The sequence below is a fragment of the Embleya sp. NPDC059237 genome, from assembly GCF_042754105.1.
Classification (GTDB): Bacteria; Actinomycetota; Actinomycetes; order Streptomycetales; family Streptomycetaceae; genus Embleya.
Map to the genome: position 1 here is coordinate 117238 of NZ_JBHZAE010000012.1, position 15931 is coordinate 133168.

Genomic DNA, 15931 nt, shown 5'->3' on the forward strand with positions numbered 1-15931 from the left:
GGTCAGCCCAATACCGCGCGCAGTTGGTCGAGGGACCATTCCAGGTCGTCCTTGGAAATGACCAGGGGTGGGGCGATGCGGATCGTTTGGCCGTGGGTGTCCTTGACCAGGACGCCGCGGTCCATCAGGGCCTGGGAGACGTCGCGTGCGGTGCCGTGTGCCGGGTCGATGTCGACGCCCGCCCACAGGCCGCGACCGCGGACCGTGGTCACGGAGTGGCCCACCAGCGCGGCGAGTTCGCGGTGCAGGTGGTCGCCGAGGTCGGCGGAGCGCTGCTGGAACTCGCCGGAGCGCAGGATCTCCAGGACCTCCAGGCCCACCGCGCAGGCCAGCGGGTTGCCGCCGAACGTGGAGCCGTGCTCGCCGGGGGCGAACACACCGAGCACCGCACGGGACGACACCACGGCCGAGATCGGCAGGATGCCACCGCCGAGCGCCTTGCCCAGGATGTACATGTCGGGCACCACACCCTCGTGCTCGCACGCGAACGTGCGGCCCGTGCGGCCCAGCCCGGACTGGATCTCGTCGGCGATGAACAACACGTCGCGCTCGGCGGTGACCCGGCGCACCTCGGCCAGGTAGCCGGGCGGCGGGACCAGCACACCGGCCTCGCCCTGGATCGGCTCGAGCAGCACCGCCACCGTGTCGTCGGTGATCGCCGCGCGCAGCGCCGCCGCGTCGCCGTAGGGCACGACGTCAAAGCCCGGGGTGTACGGGCCGAAGTGCCGGCGCGCCTCCTCGTCGGTGGAGAAGCTGACGATCGTGGTGGTGCGGCCGTGGAAGTTGCCCGCCGCCACGATGATCCTGGCCCGCCCGTCCGGCACGCCCTTGACCTCGTAGCCCCACTTGCGCGCGGTCTTGACAGCGGTCTCCACCGCCTCCGCGCCGGTGTTCATCACCAGGACCATCTCCATGCCCGCCAATTCCGCGAGCTGCTCGCAGAACGGCGCGAAGCGGTCGTTGTGGAACGCCCGGCTGGTCAGCGTGACCCGGTCCAACTGCCGCTTGGCGGCGTCGATCAGGCGCGCGTTGCCGTGCCCGAAGTTGAGCGCGGAATACCCGGCCAGCATGTCCAGGTAGCGCCGGCCCTCGACGTCGGTCATCCAGGCGCCGTGCGCCTCGGCGACCACGATCGGCAGCGGGTGGTAGTTGTGCGCGCTGTGCTCCTCGGCCAACGCGATCAGTCGGGTGCTCTCGGCACCGGGGCCGCCCGGGCGACCGACCCCAAACTTGTGCTCGGGGGAGGAGGGGACGGGGGTGTGCTGCGTGCTCATGACGTCCTTTCGCAACGGTGGAGAGCCGTGGAATCGCTACGAGAGTGGAGAACGGCGATACCGGGAGATGCCGGGAGGAGGTTCGGTACGAAGGCGAGGAAATCCCGCAAGCAACGACAAGACGGAGGAAAGTCACCCGGGTGGGTACGGACGGGATACCCCGCGGGGACGGCGGATCAACGGGCGGCGCGCAGTTCCAGGACGCAACCGCGCACGCTCGCGCCGTGGGCCGCGAATGCGGACATGTCCAGCTCGATCGTACGGAATCCCCGCTCCGCCAACCGGGCGGCGAGCGCGGGTGTCGTGTCGCCCATCACCACGCTGCGCCCGTCGGAGACCGCGTCGAGGCCGAGCGCCACCGCGTCCGCCTCGTCCACCTCGATCCGTTCCGGGAACACCCGGGTCAGCCGGCGCAGCGCGGTCGGGGTGAACGCCCCCGGGTAGTAGGCCGCGGTGTGCCCGCCCAGCACGGTCAGCGCCGAGCCGAGTCGGGGAAAACGCGGGTCGGCCAACTCCAGCGGGACCACGGGCAGGCCGAAGAACGCCTGCGCCTCGGCATGCGCGGCCACCTCGGTCGACGGCCCCACCGCGGCCAACAGCCGGGGGCCGACCGGGATCAGGTCGCTCTCGCCCTCGTGGACGAACACCGGCTCCAGCGCGGAGCGGAAGCCGTGCCGGGCGAACCACTCCAGATACGCCTGCGTCGCGGCCGACCGCGCCGCCGCCCGCGGCCGTGCGCCGAGCACCCGCCTGCCCACCACGGTCGCCGCCCGCGAGGCGAAGACCATGTCGGGCAGCCCCGGTCGGCCCGGCACCAGGCTCACCCGATGCCCGAGCCCGATCAACACCGCGCGCAACCGCTCCCACTGACCCATCGCGGTCGTGGTGCGCGCCGTGAACCCGGTCGCCGGCGGCGTCTCGTCCAGATAGACCGGCGGACACATCACGTAGTGCCGCAGTTCGGCCGCCCGCGGGGCGACGAAGCCGCGTCGCCGCTGTCGGGACACCCGCGCCCGCTCGGCTCCGGGCGATATGTGCTCCGACCGCAGGTCGGAACGGCCCGATCGACCGCAGCGCGAGGTGAGGCGCACGCGATATCCCCTTCTCGCGGACGGCGGCGGCAGGCGCGCGCCCGGGATTTCCGCGGCCCACGCCCGTCCGACCCTGCCGATGGTGATGCCGTGCAGTCGGCGGCAGGCCGGGGCCGCACCCGATCGTCACCGTGGATAGGCGGTCGGCGACCCTCTGTGTCGGCCCTGGACAGCCTAGGTTGCCGCCACCGGAGGCGTAAAGGCGGCTGCGTTGTCCCATACCGCACGATCGTTGCGCATTTCCCCGGGCGCTCACCCGCTTTGTTGTGCGCCCCGCGCGGACGTCGCGTGGCTCCCCTGACCGGAACCACGTCACGCGCCTGAGAGAATGGCGGCATGGCCTCGACGCGTCCCCGTGTTCTGTCCGGAATCCAGCCGACCGCGGATTCGTTCCACCTGGGTAACTACCTGGGCGCGATCCGGCAGTGGGTGCCGTTCCAGGACAGCCACGATGCCTTCTACATGGTGGTCGATCTGCACGCGATCACCGTTCCGCAGGACCCGAAGCAGTTGCGCGAGCGCACCCGGATCTCCGCCGCGGAGCTGCTCGCTGCCGGTCTGGACGCGGACCGCTGCACCCTGTTCGTGCAGAGCCACGTACCCGAGCACGCACAGCTCGCGTGGGTGATGAACTGCATGACCGGCTTCGGCGAGGCCGCGCGGATGACCCAGTTCAAGGACAAGTCCGCCAAGCAGGGCACCGACCGCACCACCGTCGGCCTGTTCACCTACCCGGTGCTCCAGGTCGCCGACATCCTGCTCTACCAGGCCGACGCGGTCCCCGTCGGCGAGGACCAGCGCCAGCACGTGGAGCTGACCCGCGACATCGCGCAGCGGTTCAACTCGACGTTCGGCGAGACGTTCACCGTCCCCAAGCCGTTCATCGTCAAGGAGACGGCCAAGATCGTCGACCTCCAGGACCCGACGATCAAGATGAGCAAGTCCGCCTCGACGCCCAAGGGCATCGTCAACCTGCTCGACGACCCCAAGGCGAGCGCGAAGAAGATCCGCAGCGCGGTCACCGACACCGGCACCGAGGTGCGCTTCGACGAGACGGAGAAGCCGGGGGTGTCCAATCTGCTCACCATCCACTCGGCGCTCTCCGGCACCTCGATCCCCATGCTGGAGGAGCGCTTCGCGGGTCGCGGCTACGGCGACCTGAAGAAGGAGGTGGCCGAGGTGCTGGTCGATTTCGTCACCCCGTTCCAGGAGCGGGTGCGCGGCTACCTGGACGACCCGGCCGAGCTGGACGCCGTTCTCGCCCGGGGCGCCGACAAGGCCCGCGAGGTGGCGTCGCGGACGCTCGCCGAGACCTACGACCGAGTCGGCTTCCTGCCCCCGGTCACCGGCCGGTCGGGAGGCTGAGGCGCAGCACATGGCCAAGCGCACCATCGGAGTGTCGATCGCGATTCCCGAGCCCTACGGCAGCGAGTTGCAGGCTCGCCGCGCCGGGTTCGGGGATCCGCTCGCGAACGCCATCCCGACCCACGTGACCCTCCTGCCGCCGACCGAGGTGGCCGACGAGGCGATGGCCGAGATCGAGGAGCACCTGCGCGCGGTCGCCGCCGGCGAGGCCCCGTTCGACATACACCTGCGCAGCACCGGTACGTTCCGACCGACCTCGCCGGTGGTATTCGTCCAGGTCGCGCGCGGCATCCCGGAGTGCGAGCGGATCGAGGCCGCGGTGCGATCCGGGCCGCTGGAGCGCGAGTTGCACTTCCCGTACCACCCGCATGTGACCGTCGCGCATCACCTGCCCGATCACATGCTCGACCTGGCGTTCGCGGAACTCGTCGACTACGACGCGGTCTTCCCGATCTGGGGCTTCAGCCTGTACGAGCACGGCACGGACGGGGTGTGGCGCCCGCAACGTGACTTCGCGTTCGGCCAATCGTTGCCAGGTCCGCTGCCCGTGTGATGCCGTCCCGGCCGCGCGGGACGTCACAGAGTGGAGTCGCGTGTGGGCAGGGCGTCGGGCGGGCAGCAGTCATCCGTGGCGATCAAGGAGCGGCTGGCGAGGATCCCGATCATCGGCCCCACCTGGCGGGCCTATTCGCGCTATGGCGATCGACAGGGCAATCGACTCGCCGCCGCGGTGACCTACTACGGGTTCCTGTCGCTGTTCCCGTTGATCACGCTCGCGGCGGCGGTGGTGGCCGCGGCACTCGACCCCTCCCAGGTCCGCCGGATGCAGAACAAGATCTCCGAGCAGATCCCCGGTATCGCCGACAAGTTGGACCTGGACGCGCTGGTGCGCAACGCGGGCGCGGTCGGGGTGATCGGCGGCGCGCTGCTCCTGGTGTCCGGGACGGGGTGGGTGGATGCGACGCGTTCCTCCATCCGGGCGATCTGGGATGTGGAGGAGGAGCCGGGCAACGTCGTCGTGCGCAAGATCGCCGACGTCGGCGTACTGATCGGCCTGGGGCTCGCGTTGGCGTTGTCGGTCGGCGCGTCCACGTTCGCGACGGTGGTGATCCGGCACGTCTCCGACTCGATCGGGCTCGAACACCAGCCGGTCGGCCGGGTCCTGCTGCAGATCGCCGCATTCGCTGTCGCGGTCGGCGCGAGCGTGGTGCTGTTCCTGTACCTGCTCGTGGGGATGCCGCGACTGACCATGCACCGCTCGGTCGCGATCAAGGGTGCGTTGATCGGGGCGGTCGGCTTCGAGTTGCTGAAGCTGTTGGTGTCGTCGTACATCGCGGGGGTCGCGGGCAAGAGCGCGTACGGCGCGTTCGGCGTCCCGGTGGCACTGCTGCTGTGGATCTACTTCGTGATCCGCCTGCTCCTGTTCTGCGCGGCCTGGACGGCCAACGCCCAGGAGGCCGGGGAAGCCGCGGACAACATCGAGGCCGCCGCCGAAAAGGCCGCCGCAGAACCCCCGTTGGACCTGTCCAAATACAAACCCAAGCCCACCCACCCCATCCGCACCTACGCCTTGGCGGTAGCCGGCACAGCCACCCTGGGCATCCTCCTGGAACGCTTCACCCGAAACCACCCACCAACCGACACCTGAGCCCACCTACAAACCACAGCACACCACCAAAGCCAACCACCCCATCCCACCCGGCACTTGAGCCCACCCGCGAACCCCGACACATCGCCAAAGCCAACCCCTTCAGCCCGCCCGGCGCTTGAGCCCATCGGTAAAAGCCAAGCATCGTGGCGAAACCAACCACCCCAGCCCGGCCGGCACTTGAGCCCATCGGTAAAAGCCAAGAATCGTGGCGAAACCAACCACCCCAGCCCGGCCGGCGCTTGAGGCCACCCGCGAACCCCAGCACGTCGGCGAAGCCATACACCCCAGCCCACCCGGCGTTGAGGCCACCTGCAAACCGCAGCACGTCGGCAGAGCCAACCCCTTCAGCCCGGCCGGCGTTTGAGGCCACCCGCGAACCCCAGCACGCCGGCAAAGCCAACCACCCCAGCCCGGCCGGCGTTTGAGGCCACCTGCGAACCGCAACACGTCGGCCAAGCCAACCCCTTCAGCCCGGCCGGCGCTTGAGGCCACCCGCGAACCCCAGCACGTCGGCGAAGCCGACCACCGCAGCCCGGCCGGCGTTTGAGGCCGCCCCACCCCTACGGCAGGATGTCGTCCTCGAACCGCACGCCCGAACCCCCCTCGCGCCGCCGAAGGGCGAACAGCACGCCGCCGCCCACCACCAGCGCCGCCGGCACCCCGAGCCCCGCCCACAACACCCAGTCGAACCCGCCGTCGTCCGAGGCGGCCGACGCCTTCGCGGTCTTGGCGTCGCCCGGCTTCCCGTCGGCCGCCTTCGTGCCCTTGTCGTTCTTGTCCCCCGACGCCGCCAACGGCTCCACCAGCATGCCGACCGGCTTGGCCTGGGCCATCGCGGCGAAGCCCCAGTCGAGCAGCTTCCCGGTGTCCTCGTACGTCTTGCCCTTGCCCTCGACGTGCATGATGCTCACGAGCAACGTATGCCCGCCGCGCTGCGCGCCGCCGACGAAGGTGTTCCCGGCGTTGGTGGTGTAGCCGTTCTTGACACCGAGCATGCCCGGATACTGGCCCAGCATCGTATTGGTGTTCTGGATCTGGAACTTGGCCCCCGCGACACCGGGAAAGTCGGCGACCTTGGTGCTCGCGTACGAGCGGAAGTCGTTGTTCTTGAGCCCTTCACGGGCGAACAGCGCGAGGTCGTACGCGCTGGAGACCTGCCCCGGCGCGTCGTAGCCGTCCGGCGAGACCACGTTGGTGTCGCCCGCCTGAAGCTGCTTGGCCCGCTCGTTCATCTGCCGCACGGTGGTGTCCACGCCACCGTTCATCGCGCACAGCACATGCACCGCGTCGTTGCCCGAACGCAGGAACACCCCGCGCCACAGGTCCTCGACCTTGTAGGTCTCGTTCTCCTTTATCCCGACCAGGCTGCTGCCCTCGCCGAGATTGCGCAGCTCGGCCGGCGCCACCTGGTGGGTGGTGTTGCGGTCGATCTTGGGCAGCACCGTGTCCGCGAACAACATCTTCAGCGTGCTGGCCGGCGGCAACTTCCAGTGTGGGTTCTTCGCCGCCAGGATCTTCCCGGTCTCCGCGTCGGCGACCACCCACGAGTAGCCCTCGACGGCGGGCGGCGGCGGGCTCCCGGGCGGCAGGTCGCTCTGTACACCCGGTTGGGCCAAGCGCGCGCCACCCACATCCGACATCGACGCGGGGGGCTGCGGCTCCGGCGTGCCCGGGGCGGCCTGCGCCATCGAGGCGGAACCCAACACGAAAGCGATCGCCCCCGCGCACGCGACGGCCGGCTTGCGAGAAGCCCGGAACCAGTAAGACATGCGATGAGCGTACTGGCGGCCCCCGGCTGAGGTTCGGCGACCGCGCCGCCGCATACTGAACCGGGACAAATTTGCTGAACTTTTGACCGGGAAACGGGTGCTTCACGTTGAGGATCGGCCGCGGTACATCCGCCTGTCTGGTGTTGTTCGGCGTCTGGAGCTGGATCCTGTGGCCGAACTTCCTCAGGAACATCTGGGCCGACGACCGCTCCTGGAACGACGGCCCGACCGCGTTCTTCCTGATCCACCTGGCACTGACGATCGTCTCGTTCGCGGCGGGCAACGCGATCGGTTGGCTCGGGATCAAGGGGCTGCGCGCGACACGGACGTCGCGGACGTGACGGACGACCCCGCGGGCTGCCCCGCGCATCCGGTGCCGGCCGGGCCCGAGCTGTTCACCCGAGAGTTCATCGCCGATCCCTATCCGGCGTACGCGCATCTGCGCGAGTACGCGCCGGTCCACCGCACCACGCTGCCCAGCGGGGTCGAGGCGTGGTTGGTCACCCGATACGCCGACGCCCGGCAGGCGCTCGCCGATCAGCGGCTGAGCAAGGATCCGCGGCGGTCGGAGGCGGCCTGGAAGCAGGGCAAGGTCGGCGTGCCCGGCGAGCAGCGCTCGGGGGTGGGCGCACATCTGCTCAACCTCGACCCGCCGGACCACACCCGGCTGCGCCGCCTGGTGTCCAAGGCGTTCACGCCGCGCCGCGCCGAGGAGTTCCGCCCGCGCGTACAGGCCCTGACGGACCGGCTGCTCGACGACTTCGCCCGGACCGGCGAGGCCGACCTGATCCACGACTTCGCGTTCCCGCTGCCGATCTACGCGATCTGCGACCTGCTCGGTGTGCCGGACGAGGATCAGGCGGACTTCCGCACCTGGGCCGGGATGATGATCCGGCACGGTTCGGGGCCGCGCGGCGGGGTGGCCCGGGCGGTGCGGCACATGCGTACGTATCTCGCCGAGTTGATCCACCGCAAACGCGCGACGCTCACCGACGCGGACGACGACCTGATCTCGGGGCTGATCCGGGCGAGCGACCACGGCGAACACCTGACCGAGGACGAGGCCGCGGCGATGGCCTTCATCCTGCTGTTCGCCGGTTTCGAGACCACGGTCAACCTGATCGGCAACGGGCTGCTGACGCTGCTCACGCACGACCGGGAACGGCTCGCGCTCCGGGCCGATCCCGAACTGCTCGCGCCCACGATCGAGGAACTGCTGCGCTACGACGGCCCGGTCGAGGTGGCCACGTGGCGGTTCAGCACCACCGAGGTGGAGATCGGCGGGACCCGGATCCCGGCGGGCGAGCCGGTGCTCGTGGTGCTCGCGGCGGCCGACCGCGACCCGCTCCGGTTCCCCGCGCCCGACCTGCTCGATCCGGCCCGCGCGGACAACCAGCACCTGGCCTTCGGGCACGGCATCCACTACTGCATCGGCGCACCGCTGGCCCGGCTCGAGGGCCAGATCGCGATCGGCACACTGCTGCGCCGGCTACCCGATGTGCGGCTCGCGCTGCCGGCGGACGAACTGCGGTGGCGCGGCGGGCTGATCATGCGTGGCCTGCAGCGGCTGCCGGTGACGTTCACCGCGGAGACGGACGGCCGCGCGGCGGGTGGGCCTGCGGGCGGCTGAGCCGAAGTGCGCTCGACCGGAAGGCGGTTCGTCTCCGGTGGATCGGGGCGGACGTGGGGCGGCGGGGTGACGGATCGTCATCCGTCACCCCGCCGCCCCGCCTGTACCCGAGCACCCTTCTCCCCGAATCGCCCCCGACCCCGGTCTTCCCACCCCTGGTCCCCGCCCCGACCCCGCCCCTGGTCCCATCCCGATCCCGCCCCGGTCCCACCCCCGGGTTTCCCCACCCGTCCCCCAGCCTTCGAGTCCCCCTGCGCGCGTTCCCCCACCTCACATCCCGGTGCTCGCCACCCCCACGCCCCCAGCGTTCCACCCCCCGGATCACCGTCACTCGTCCGCTCCGGCGTTACTTCCCCAAGACGCCTTCGCGGATCCGGACGATGCTCCTAGCCCCCGACCCCCCGCGTCCCGGGCTAGTCGTGCCCGGTCAGTGCCGCGAGGTCGGCGGGCGTGGGCCGACGGCGCCGCGTACTGCGAACCGGGTGAATGGTGGAGGTCATGCCCTGCTCCTGTTCCCCGAGGCGAACCCTTGCGGTCTCGCTCCCAACAGGGACTTGTCTACAGGGCGTCGTTCCCGACACACAACGGGTCCTTGACACATTTGATCACTTAGAGTGAATCCCGACCATGAAATGGTCAAAGAGGTTTGTTTCAGGCGTGGTTGTCGAACGGCGCGACGATCGAACGCAACAACCCGGCCAGCGCCGCCTGCTGATCGACCGTCAGGCCGGCCAGGATGGCCCGTTCGTGTTCCAGCAACTCGGCCATCGCCGCGTCGACCCGATCCCGGCCGTCGTCGGTCAGCCGGACCAGCACCCCGCGCCGGTCGTCGGGGTCGGGCAGGCGCAACACCAGGCCCTTGGCCGCGAGGCGGTCGATACGATTCGTCATCGTCCCGGAGGTGACCAGCGTCTGGGTGAGCAACTGGCCGGGCGAGAGCTGATACGGCGCGCCGTCGCGGCGCAGCGCGGAGAGCACGTCGAATTCCCACGGTTCGAGGTCGCGCGCGGAGAAGGCGGTACGCCGGGCACGGTCGAGGTGCCGCGCCAGTCGGGTCACCCGGCTCAGTACTTCGAGGGGTTCGACGTCGAGGTCGGGGCGCTCCCGCTTCCATGCCGCGACAAGCCGGTCGACCTCGTCTTTCATGAGGTCATTCTAGCGAATCGTTCGATGCCGAGCCTCTTGATGTCGAGATAAGAATCAGCAATATCCGTCATGTTCCGAGAGGATGCGGCCACCTTATGGCCGTACCGCACCAAGAAGGGCCGGAACCCGCGTGCCGAGACGGCGAAGTCGGCGTCCCGGCACGGTAATCCCTTGGTCTCCGGGCCGCGCCGGCCGGCAGGGTGGGGCGCATGGACCGCACCCGACGTGTCGCGAACGCGGCGCGCTCCCTGCACGGTTTGGCCCTCGGCGACGCCTTCGGCGAGCAGTGGTTCGGCTACCGGGGCGCCGAGCTCGCCGAGCGGCTGACCGGCCGCATCGCCCCGCAGGCCCGCCTCTGGTACTGGACCGACGACACCGCGATGGCGCTCTCGCTGCTGCGCATCCTGCACCTGTGCGACGCGGTGGACCAGGACGCGCTCGCGGCGCATTTCGCCGCGTCGTACGAGGCAGATCCGTATCGCGGCTACGGCCCGTCGATGCACGGCGTGCTGCGCGCGATCCACGAGGGCGAGCCGTGGCGGGAGGTGACGCGCCGCCAGTTCGAGGGCCAGGGCTCGTGGGGCAACGGCGCGGCGATGCGGGTCGCGCCGCTGGGGGCGTGGTTCGCCGACGACGGGCTCGCGGTGGTGGCGGCCGCGGCGGAGCGGTCCGCCGAGACCACGCACGCGCATCCGGAGGCGGTGGCGGGAGCGGTCGCGGTGGCGATCGCCGCGGCGCTGGCGACTCGGGGGCGGGGCGAAGCGGCCCCGGATCCGGTGGAGTTCCTGGTCGAGGTGGCCGGACACACGCCAAAGAGCGACGTGGCGGCGGGCCTGCGGGCGGCCTCCCGGCTGCCCGCCCACGCCTCGGTCCGGCACGCGACGGGCGTACTGGGCAACGGCTCGCGGATCAGCGCCCCCGACACGGTCCCCTTCGCCCTGTGGACCGCCGCCCACCACCAGGACTCCCTCCCGGAGGCCCTGTGGCACACCGCGACCGGCATGGGCGACGTCGACACCACCTGCGCGATCACCGCGGGCGTCGTCGCCTCCCGCACCGCCCTGGCCGACATCCCGGAACCCTGGCTCACCGCGCGCGAGCCGATCCCGACCTGGGTCGACACCGGCGGAACGGCGACGCCGACCCGCTCCTGACCGGACCGGGGACACTCCGCGGATCCCGCTCCGCCCCCGCGGTCGGAGCGGGATCCGTCAGTGCGCCAGGTCCGGGCGGCGCGGCGCGGGATCCGTCAACGAGCCAGGTCGGGACGGTACGAGCCCGCCACCCATGCGCGGGTGGCGACGCCGACCCGGTTGAGGGTGTTGATCGCGGCGATCGACCAGACGATCTGGCCCATCTCCACGTCGTCGAAGTACTTGGCCGCCTCGTCCCAGACCGGCGTCGGCACGTGGCCCTCGGTGAGCAGCGTGACCGCCTCGGTCAGGGCCAGCACCGCACGCTCGCGGGCGGTGAAGAACGGCGTCTCGCGCCACACCGGGATCGCGTGCATACGCTGCTCGGTCTCGCCGAGTTCGCGGGCGTCCTTGGTGTGCATGTCCACGCAGTAGGCGCAGCCGTTGATCTGCGACGCGCGGATCTTGATCAGCTCCGCGACGATCGGGTCCAGACCCTCGGCCGCCGCCTTGCTCAGCGCGATGGCGGCCTTGTACGCGGCGCCGTGCAGGGGCTTGAGGGGCAGTCGGGCCGGGTCGCCGGCGACGGGGGTTTCCTCGGTCACTTCCTGAATGCTCATGACCACGACCGTACGTACGGATCGGACCACGATTAAGGTCCAATCCCATGCGGAGTTCCTGGGCCATCGGCGATGTGGATCTGTACCTGGAACCCGGCCCCGTGCGCGGTCGCCGGATCGGACTGGAGCGTGCGCTGCGCGCGGCGATCGTGGACGGCCGGCTCGCCCCCGGCACCCGGCTGCCCTCCTCGCGCGCCCTGGCCGTGGATCTGGCGATGGCCCGCAACACGGTCGCCGAGGCGTACGCCCAACTCGTCGCCGAGGGTTATCTGATCGCCCGCCGGGGCGCCGGCACCCTGGTCGCCGAACGCCCGGCCGACCCGGTGCCGGTGCCGGTGTACGCGCGCGCCTCGGCCCCGCGCTTCGACCTGCGGCCCGGACGCCCGGACCTGTCCGCGTTCCCGCGGGCCCGCTGGGCCGCGGCCCAGCGACGCGCGTTGGCCGCCGCCGGACCCGACGCGTTCTGGCCGCAGGCCGACCCGCGCGGCCGGATCGAACTGCGCGAGCGCCTGGCCGACTATCTCGGCCGGGTCCGGGGCGTGCGCACCCGGCCGGATCGCATCGTGGTGTGCGCGGGCTACACGCAGGGCCTGTACCTGCTCGGCCACACGCTGGCCGCCCGCGGTGCGCGCCGGATCGCGATGGAGGACCCGGGGTTGCCGTTCCTGCGCGAGATCGTGGCCCGCACCGGCGTCGAGGTCGGCGCCGTCGGGGTGGACGGGCAGGGTGCCCGGATCGACACCGCCGGCGACGCGGACGCGATCGTGCTGACCCCGGCCAACCAGGCCCCGATGGGCGTGCCGCTGCACCCGGACCGGCGCGCGGCGGCGCTGCGCTGGGCCTCGGAGACCGGTGGCGTGGTGATCGAGGACGACTACGACGGCGAGTTCCGCTACGACCGCCACCCGGTCGGCGCGCTCCAGGGTCTGGGCGCCGAGCACGTGGTGTACGCGGGCACCGCGAGCAAGATGCTCTCGCCGGGCCTGCGGCTCGGCTGGCTGGTGGTGCCGCCGTACCTGCTCGACGACCTGCTCGCGGTCCGCGACCGGCCCGAGTTGACGGTGGGCACGCTGGACCAGCTCACCCTGGCCGAGTTCATCGCCGCCGGCGACCTGGACCGGCACGTGCGCCGCGCCCGCCTGGCCTACCGCGACCGCCGCGACCGGCTCGTCGCGGAGCTGGCCCGGCGGGTGCCGGCCGTACGGGTGTGCGGCATCGCGGCGGGCCTGCAGGTGCGGCTCGAACTGCCCGAGGGCGGCCCGGGCGAGGAGGAGACGCGCGCGCTGCTGGCCCGGCGCGGCGTGGCGGTGCACCGCATGGGCTGGTACCACCGGGCCCCGTACGCCGAGCACCCGCCGGGGCTGGTCGTCGGCTATGCGGCGCCCACCGCGGCCGCCTTCGCCGGCACGCTGGAGGCCCTGGTCGCCGCACTGGCCGAGCTGTTCGGGCCGCGGACCGCGCCCGGGCGCGCCCGGCTCCCCGAACACACCGGGGGCGGGCCGTTCGGCCCGCCCCCGGTCGATTCCGCGTGAGGCCGGCGCCGCGAAGGCGCCGGCTCCGACTCAGATCAGGCCCAGCTCGCGCACCGCGTCGCGCTCCTCGGCCAGCTCCTGCACCGAGGCGTCGATCCGCGCCCGGGAGAACTCGTTGACGTCCAGGCCCTGGACGATCTCCCACTTGCCGTCCTTGCAGACGACCGGGAAGGACGAGATCAGGCCCTCGGGCACACCGTAGGAGCCGTCCGAGACGACACCCATCGAGGTCCAGTCGCCGTCGGCGGTGCCGTTGACCCAGGTGTGCACGTGGTCGATCGCCGCGTTGGCCGCGGACGCCGCCGAGGACGCGCCGCGCGCCTCGATGATCGCCGCGCCGCGCTTGGCAACGGTGGGGATGAAGGTGTCGGCGAGCCAGGTGCGGTCGTCGACCACCTCGGCGGCGTTCTTGCCGGCGATCTGCGCGTGGAAGATGTCCGGGTACTGGGTGGCCGAGTGGTTGCCCCAGATGGTCAGCTTCGCGATGTCGGTGACCGCGACGCCGGCCTTCTTCGCGAGCTGGGTCAGCGCGCGGTTGTGGTCCAGGCGGGTCATCGCGGTGAAGCGCTCGGCCGGTACATCGGGCGCGTGCTGCTGCGCGATCAGCGCGTTGGTGTTGGCCGGGTTGCCGACCACGAGCACCTTGATGTCGTCCGCCGCGCCGGCGTTGATCGCCTCGCCCTGCGGCTTGAAGATGCCGCCGTTGGCGGCCAGCAGGTCGCCGCGCTCCATGCCCTTGGTGCGGGGGCGGGCGCCGACCAGCAGAGCCACGTTGGCGCCGGCGAAACCGTCGGTCGGGTTGTCGAAGATGTCGATCCCGGCGAGCAGCGGGAACGCGCAGTCGTCGAGCTCCATCGCGGTGCCCTCGGCGGCCTTGACCGCCTGGGGAATCTCCAGGAGGCGCAGGCGGACCGGGGTGTCGGGGCCGAGCAGGTGACCGGAGGCGATGCGGAACAGCAGCGCGTAGCCGATCTGACCGGCCGCGCCCGTGACGGTGACGTTGACGGGGGTACGGGACATTGCGCGCGGGTCTCCTCTGCTGCGGCGGGATCCGACGCCGATGGCAGTCCGCCGGTAGCTCGGCATCGAGATACTTTTCGCGGCCACACTACCCCCGCCTCCGGGGCGGCTCGGCCACCCACCGGTGTGAGGTTCGCCCCGGCCGCGCATCCGGGCTCACCCGCTCCGCCGGGGTGCGTCGGGTTCGCCGGTTTCCGTTTCGGCGGAATCGGCCGGTAGGTTCGTGACGGATCGAAGTCGCACGGCCTCGAAGGGTGATCCCGATGTGCATGTCACCGGACCGCGTCGCGTCGATCCCGGCGGCGGTGCCGGAACCCGCGCTCGCGCCGATCGCACCTGTGGTCGAGGGCGCGTCGGTCGACCCGATCGACGCGGTGGCGCTCGGCTGGGTCGACAACGCGGGCATCACCCGGGTCAAGACCGTCCCGTACTCCCGCCTGGACGCGGTCGCCGTGCACGGCGTGGGCTTCTCCCCCGTGTTCGACGTGTTCCTCGCCGACGACTCGATCACCGCGGGCAACCTGGTCGGCGGTCCGGCGGGCGATCTGCGCCTGGTCCCCGACCTGACGGCGCTGCGCCCGCTGGCCGCGCAGCCGGGCTGGGCCTGGGCGCCCGGCGACCGCTACACCCAGGACGGCGTGCCGTACGCGGGCTGCCAGCGCACCTTCGCCCGGCGGATGGCCGCCCGCGCCGGGTTGCGCGGGTTGTCGCTGCGGATGGGCTTCGAGGTCGAGTGGGTCACCGGCACCGAGGACGCGGCCGGCCGCTTCGTGCCCGCCTTCCACAAGGCCGCGTACGGGATGACCCGGGTGGTGCGGGTGTCCGCCCAGCTGCGCGAGCTGATCCGCGCGCTCGCCGCGCAGGACGTGCGCGTGTTGCAGGTGCATCCGGAATACGCGGCCGGCCAGCTGGAGGTGTCCGTCGCCCCGGAGGACCCGGTCGGCGCGGCGGACACCACGGTCCTGGTGCGCGAGACGATCCGGGCGGTGGCCGCCCGGCACGGGCACGCGGTCAGCTTCGCCCCGTGCGTGGTGCCCGGCGAGGTGGGCAACGGCGCGCACCTGCACTTCTCGCCGTGGCGCGACGGGACGAACCTGTGCCACGGGGGTGAGGGGCCGCAGGGGCTGACCCGCGAGGGCGAGGCGTTCCTGGCCGGTGTGCTGCGCGAGTTGCCCGCGCTACTCGCGATCGGCGCGCCCGGCGCGGCCAGTCATCTGCGTCTGGTCCCGGCCCAGTGGGCGGGGGTGTACCGCTGCTGGGGCCTGGAGAACCGCGAGGCCGCGATGCGGCTGGTCACCGGGATGGCGGGCGAGCGGCAGCACACCGCGAACGCCGAACTCAAGTGTTTCGACGCGACCGCCAATCCGTATCTGGTGGTCGGCACGGTGATCGCGGCCGGTCTGGCCGGGCTCGAGGACGGACTGCGGCTGCCGGTGGAGGTGCCGGGCGACCCCTCGACGGCCGGCGACGTACCGCGCCTGCCCGGCTCCCCCGCGGCGGCGCTGGCCGCCCTGGAGGCGAGCACGGTGCTGCGCGAGGCCCTGGGCGAAACCCTGTTCGACGCGATCACCGCGGTCCGCCGAGCCGAGATCACCCGCTCCGCCGGGATGACCCCGAGCGAGATCGCCGCCGAGGCGCGCCGGTTGTATTAGACCCGACCCGGCCGCGCCCGGGTCGGACCCGGACGCGCCGGTACGGCC

General features: G+C 71.7%; 14 protein-coding genes. 8 read left to right on the forward strand and 6 right to left on the reverse strand.

Annotated features, from left to right (window positions below):
- Positions 1-2: 2 nt before the first annotated feature.
- Complete coding sequence (rocD, locus tag ACFXKZ_RS32710; RefSeq protein ID WP_380005254.1) at positions 3-1274, reverse strand: ornithine--oxo-acid transaminase; 1272 nt, start codon at positions 1272-1274, stop codon at positions 3-5.
- Positions 1275-1450: 176 nt separating this feature from the next.
- A complete protein-coding gene (locus ACFXKZ_RS32715; RefSeq protein WP_380005256.1) occupies positions 1451-2365 on the reverse strand; it encodes a dimethylarginine dimethylaminohydrolase family protein in 915 nt (304 codons plus the stop codon).
- A gap of 336 nt (positions 2366-2701) precedes the next feature.
- Here ACFXKZ_RS32715 and trpS point away from each other — a divergent pair, with 336 nt between their 5' ends.
- From trpS to ACFXKZ_RS32730, 3 genes are all read left to right on the forward strand, one after another.
- Positions 2702-3730, forward strand: coding sequence for a tryptophan--tRNA ligase (gene trpS, locus ACFXKZ_RS32720; protein ID WP_380005258.1), 1029 nt, complete (start codon positions 2702-2704; stop codon positions 3728-3730).
- Between the two features lie 10 nt (positions 3731-3740).
- Positions 3741-4283 carry a 2'-5' RNA ligase family protein gene (locus ACFXKZ_RS32725; protein WP_380005260.1) on the forward strand — a complete coding sequence of 181 codons (543 nt, stop codon included), beginning with the start codon at positions 3741-3743 and terminating at the stop codon, positions 4281-4283.
- 75 nt (positions 4284-4358) lie between these two features.
- A complete protein-coding gene (locus ACFXKZ_RS32730) occupies positions 4359-5378 on the forward strand; it encodes a YihY/virulence factor BrkB family protein (protein ID WP_380005262.1) in 1020 nt (339 codons plus the stop codon).
- 563 nt (positions 5379-5941) lie between these two features.
- On the opposite strand, the gene ACFXKZ_RS32735 is transcribed toward ACFXKZ_RS32730, so the two are convergent.
- The gene (locus ACFXKZ_RS32735) at positions 5942-7150 is read right to left on the reverse strand and encodes a D-alanyl-D-alanine carboxypeptidase family protein (protein WP_380005264.1); all 1209 of its coding nucleotides are present in this window, start codon (positions 7148-7150) and stop codon (positions 5942-5944) included.
- Positions 7151-7257: 107 nt separating this feature from the next.
- Between ACFXKZ_RS32735 and ACFXKZ_RS32740 the strand changes: the two genes are divergently transcribed.
- A complete protein-coding gene (locus ACFXKZ_RS32740; RefSeq protein WP_126637519.1) occupies positions 7258-7491 on the forward strand; it encodes an SCO4848 family membrane protein in 234 nt (77 codons plus the stop codon).
- Positions 7488-8780, forward strand: coding sequence for a cytochrome P450 (locus ACFXKZ_RS32745; RefSeq protein ID WP_380005266.1), 1293 nt, complete (start codon positions 7488-7490; stop codon positions 8778-8780). Before ACFXKZ_RS32740 ends, ACFXKZ_RS32745 begins: the two co-directional genes overlap by 4 nt.
- 651 nt (positions 8781-9431) lie before the next feature.
- On the opposite strand, the gene ACFXKZ_RS32750 is transcribed toward ACFXKZ_RS32745, so the two are convergent.
- A complete protein-coding gene (locus tag ACFXKZ_RS32750; protein WP_380005268.1) occupies positions 9432-9926 on the reverse strand; it encodes a MarR family winged helix-turn-helix transcriptional regulator in 495 nt (164 codons plus the stop codon).
- Between the two features lie 209 nt (positions 9927-10135).
- Between ACFXKZ_RS32750 and ACFXKZ_RS32755 the strand changes: the two genes are divergently transcribed.
- Entirely contained in the window at positions 10136-11080 is a 945-nt protein-coding gene (locus ACFXKZ_RS32755) for an ADP-ribosylglycohydrolase family protein (protein ID WP_380005270.1), read from the forward strand.
- 95 nt (positions 11081-11175) lie between these two features.
- On the opposite strand, the gene ACFXKZ_RS32760 is transcribed toward ACFXKZ_RS32755, so the two are convergent.
- Positions 11176-11679 carry a carboxymuconolactone decarboxylase family protein gene (locus ACFXKZ_RS32760; protein WP_380005273.1) on the reverse strand — a complete coding sequence of 168 codons (504 nt, stop codon included), beginning with the start codon at positions 11677-11679 and terminating at the stop codon, positions 11176-11178.
- Positions 11680-11726: 47 nt separating this feature from the next.
- Here ACFXKZ_RS32760 and ACFXKZ_RS32765 point away from each other — a divergent pair, with 47 nt between their 5' ends.
- Positions 11727-13211 carry a PLP-dependent aminotransferase family protein gene (locus ACFXKZ_RS32765; RefSeq protein ID WP_380005275.1) on the forward strand — a complete coding sequence of 495 codons (1485 nt, stop codon included), beginning with the start codon at positions 11727-11729 and terminating at the stop codon, positions 13209-13211.
- 30 nt (positions 13212-13241) lie between these two features.
- Here the strand turns inward: ACFXKZ_RS32765 and ACFXKZ_RS32770 are convergent, their stop codons facing one another.
- Positions 13242-14231: a malate dehydrogenase gene (locus tag ACFXKZ_RS32770; protein ID WP_380005277.1), complete on the reverse strand. Its 990-nt coding sequence runs from the start codon at positions 14229-14231 to the stop codon at positions 13242-13244.
- 263 nt (positions 14232-14494) lie between these two features.
- On the opposite strand from ACFXKZ_RS32770, the gene ACFXKZ_RS32775 reads away from it, so the two are divergent.
- Positions 14495-15883: a glutamine synthetase gene (locus tag ACFXKZ_RS32775; protein WP_380005279.1), complete on the forward strand. Its 1389-nt coding sequence runs from the start codon at positions 14495-14497 to the stop codon at positions 15881-15883.
- The last annotated feature ends 48 nt before the right edge of the window (positions 15884-15931 follow it).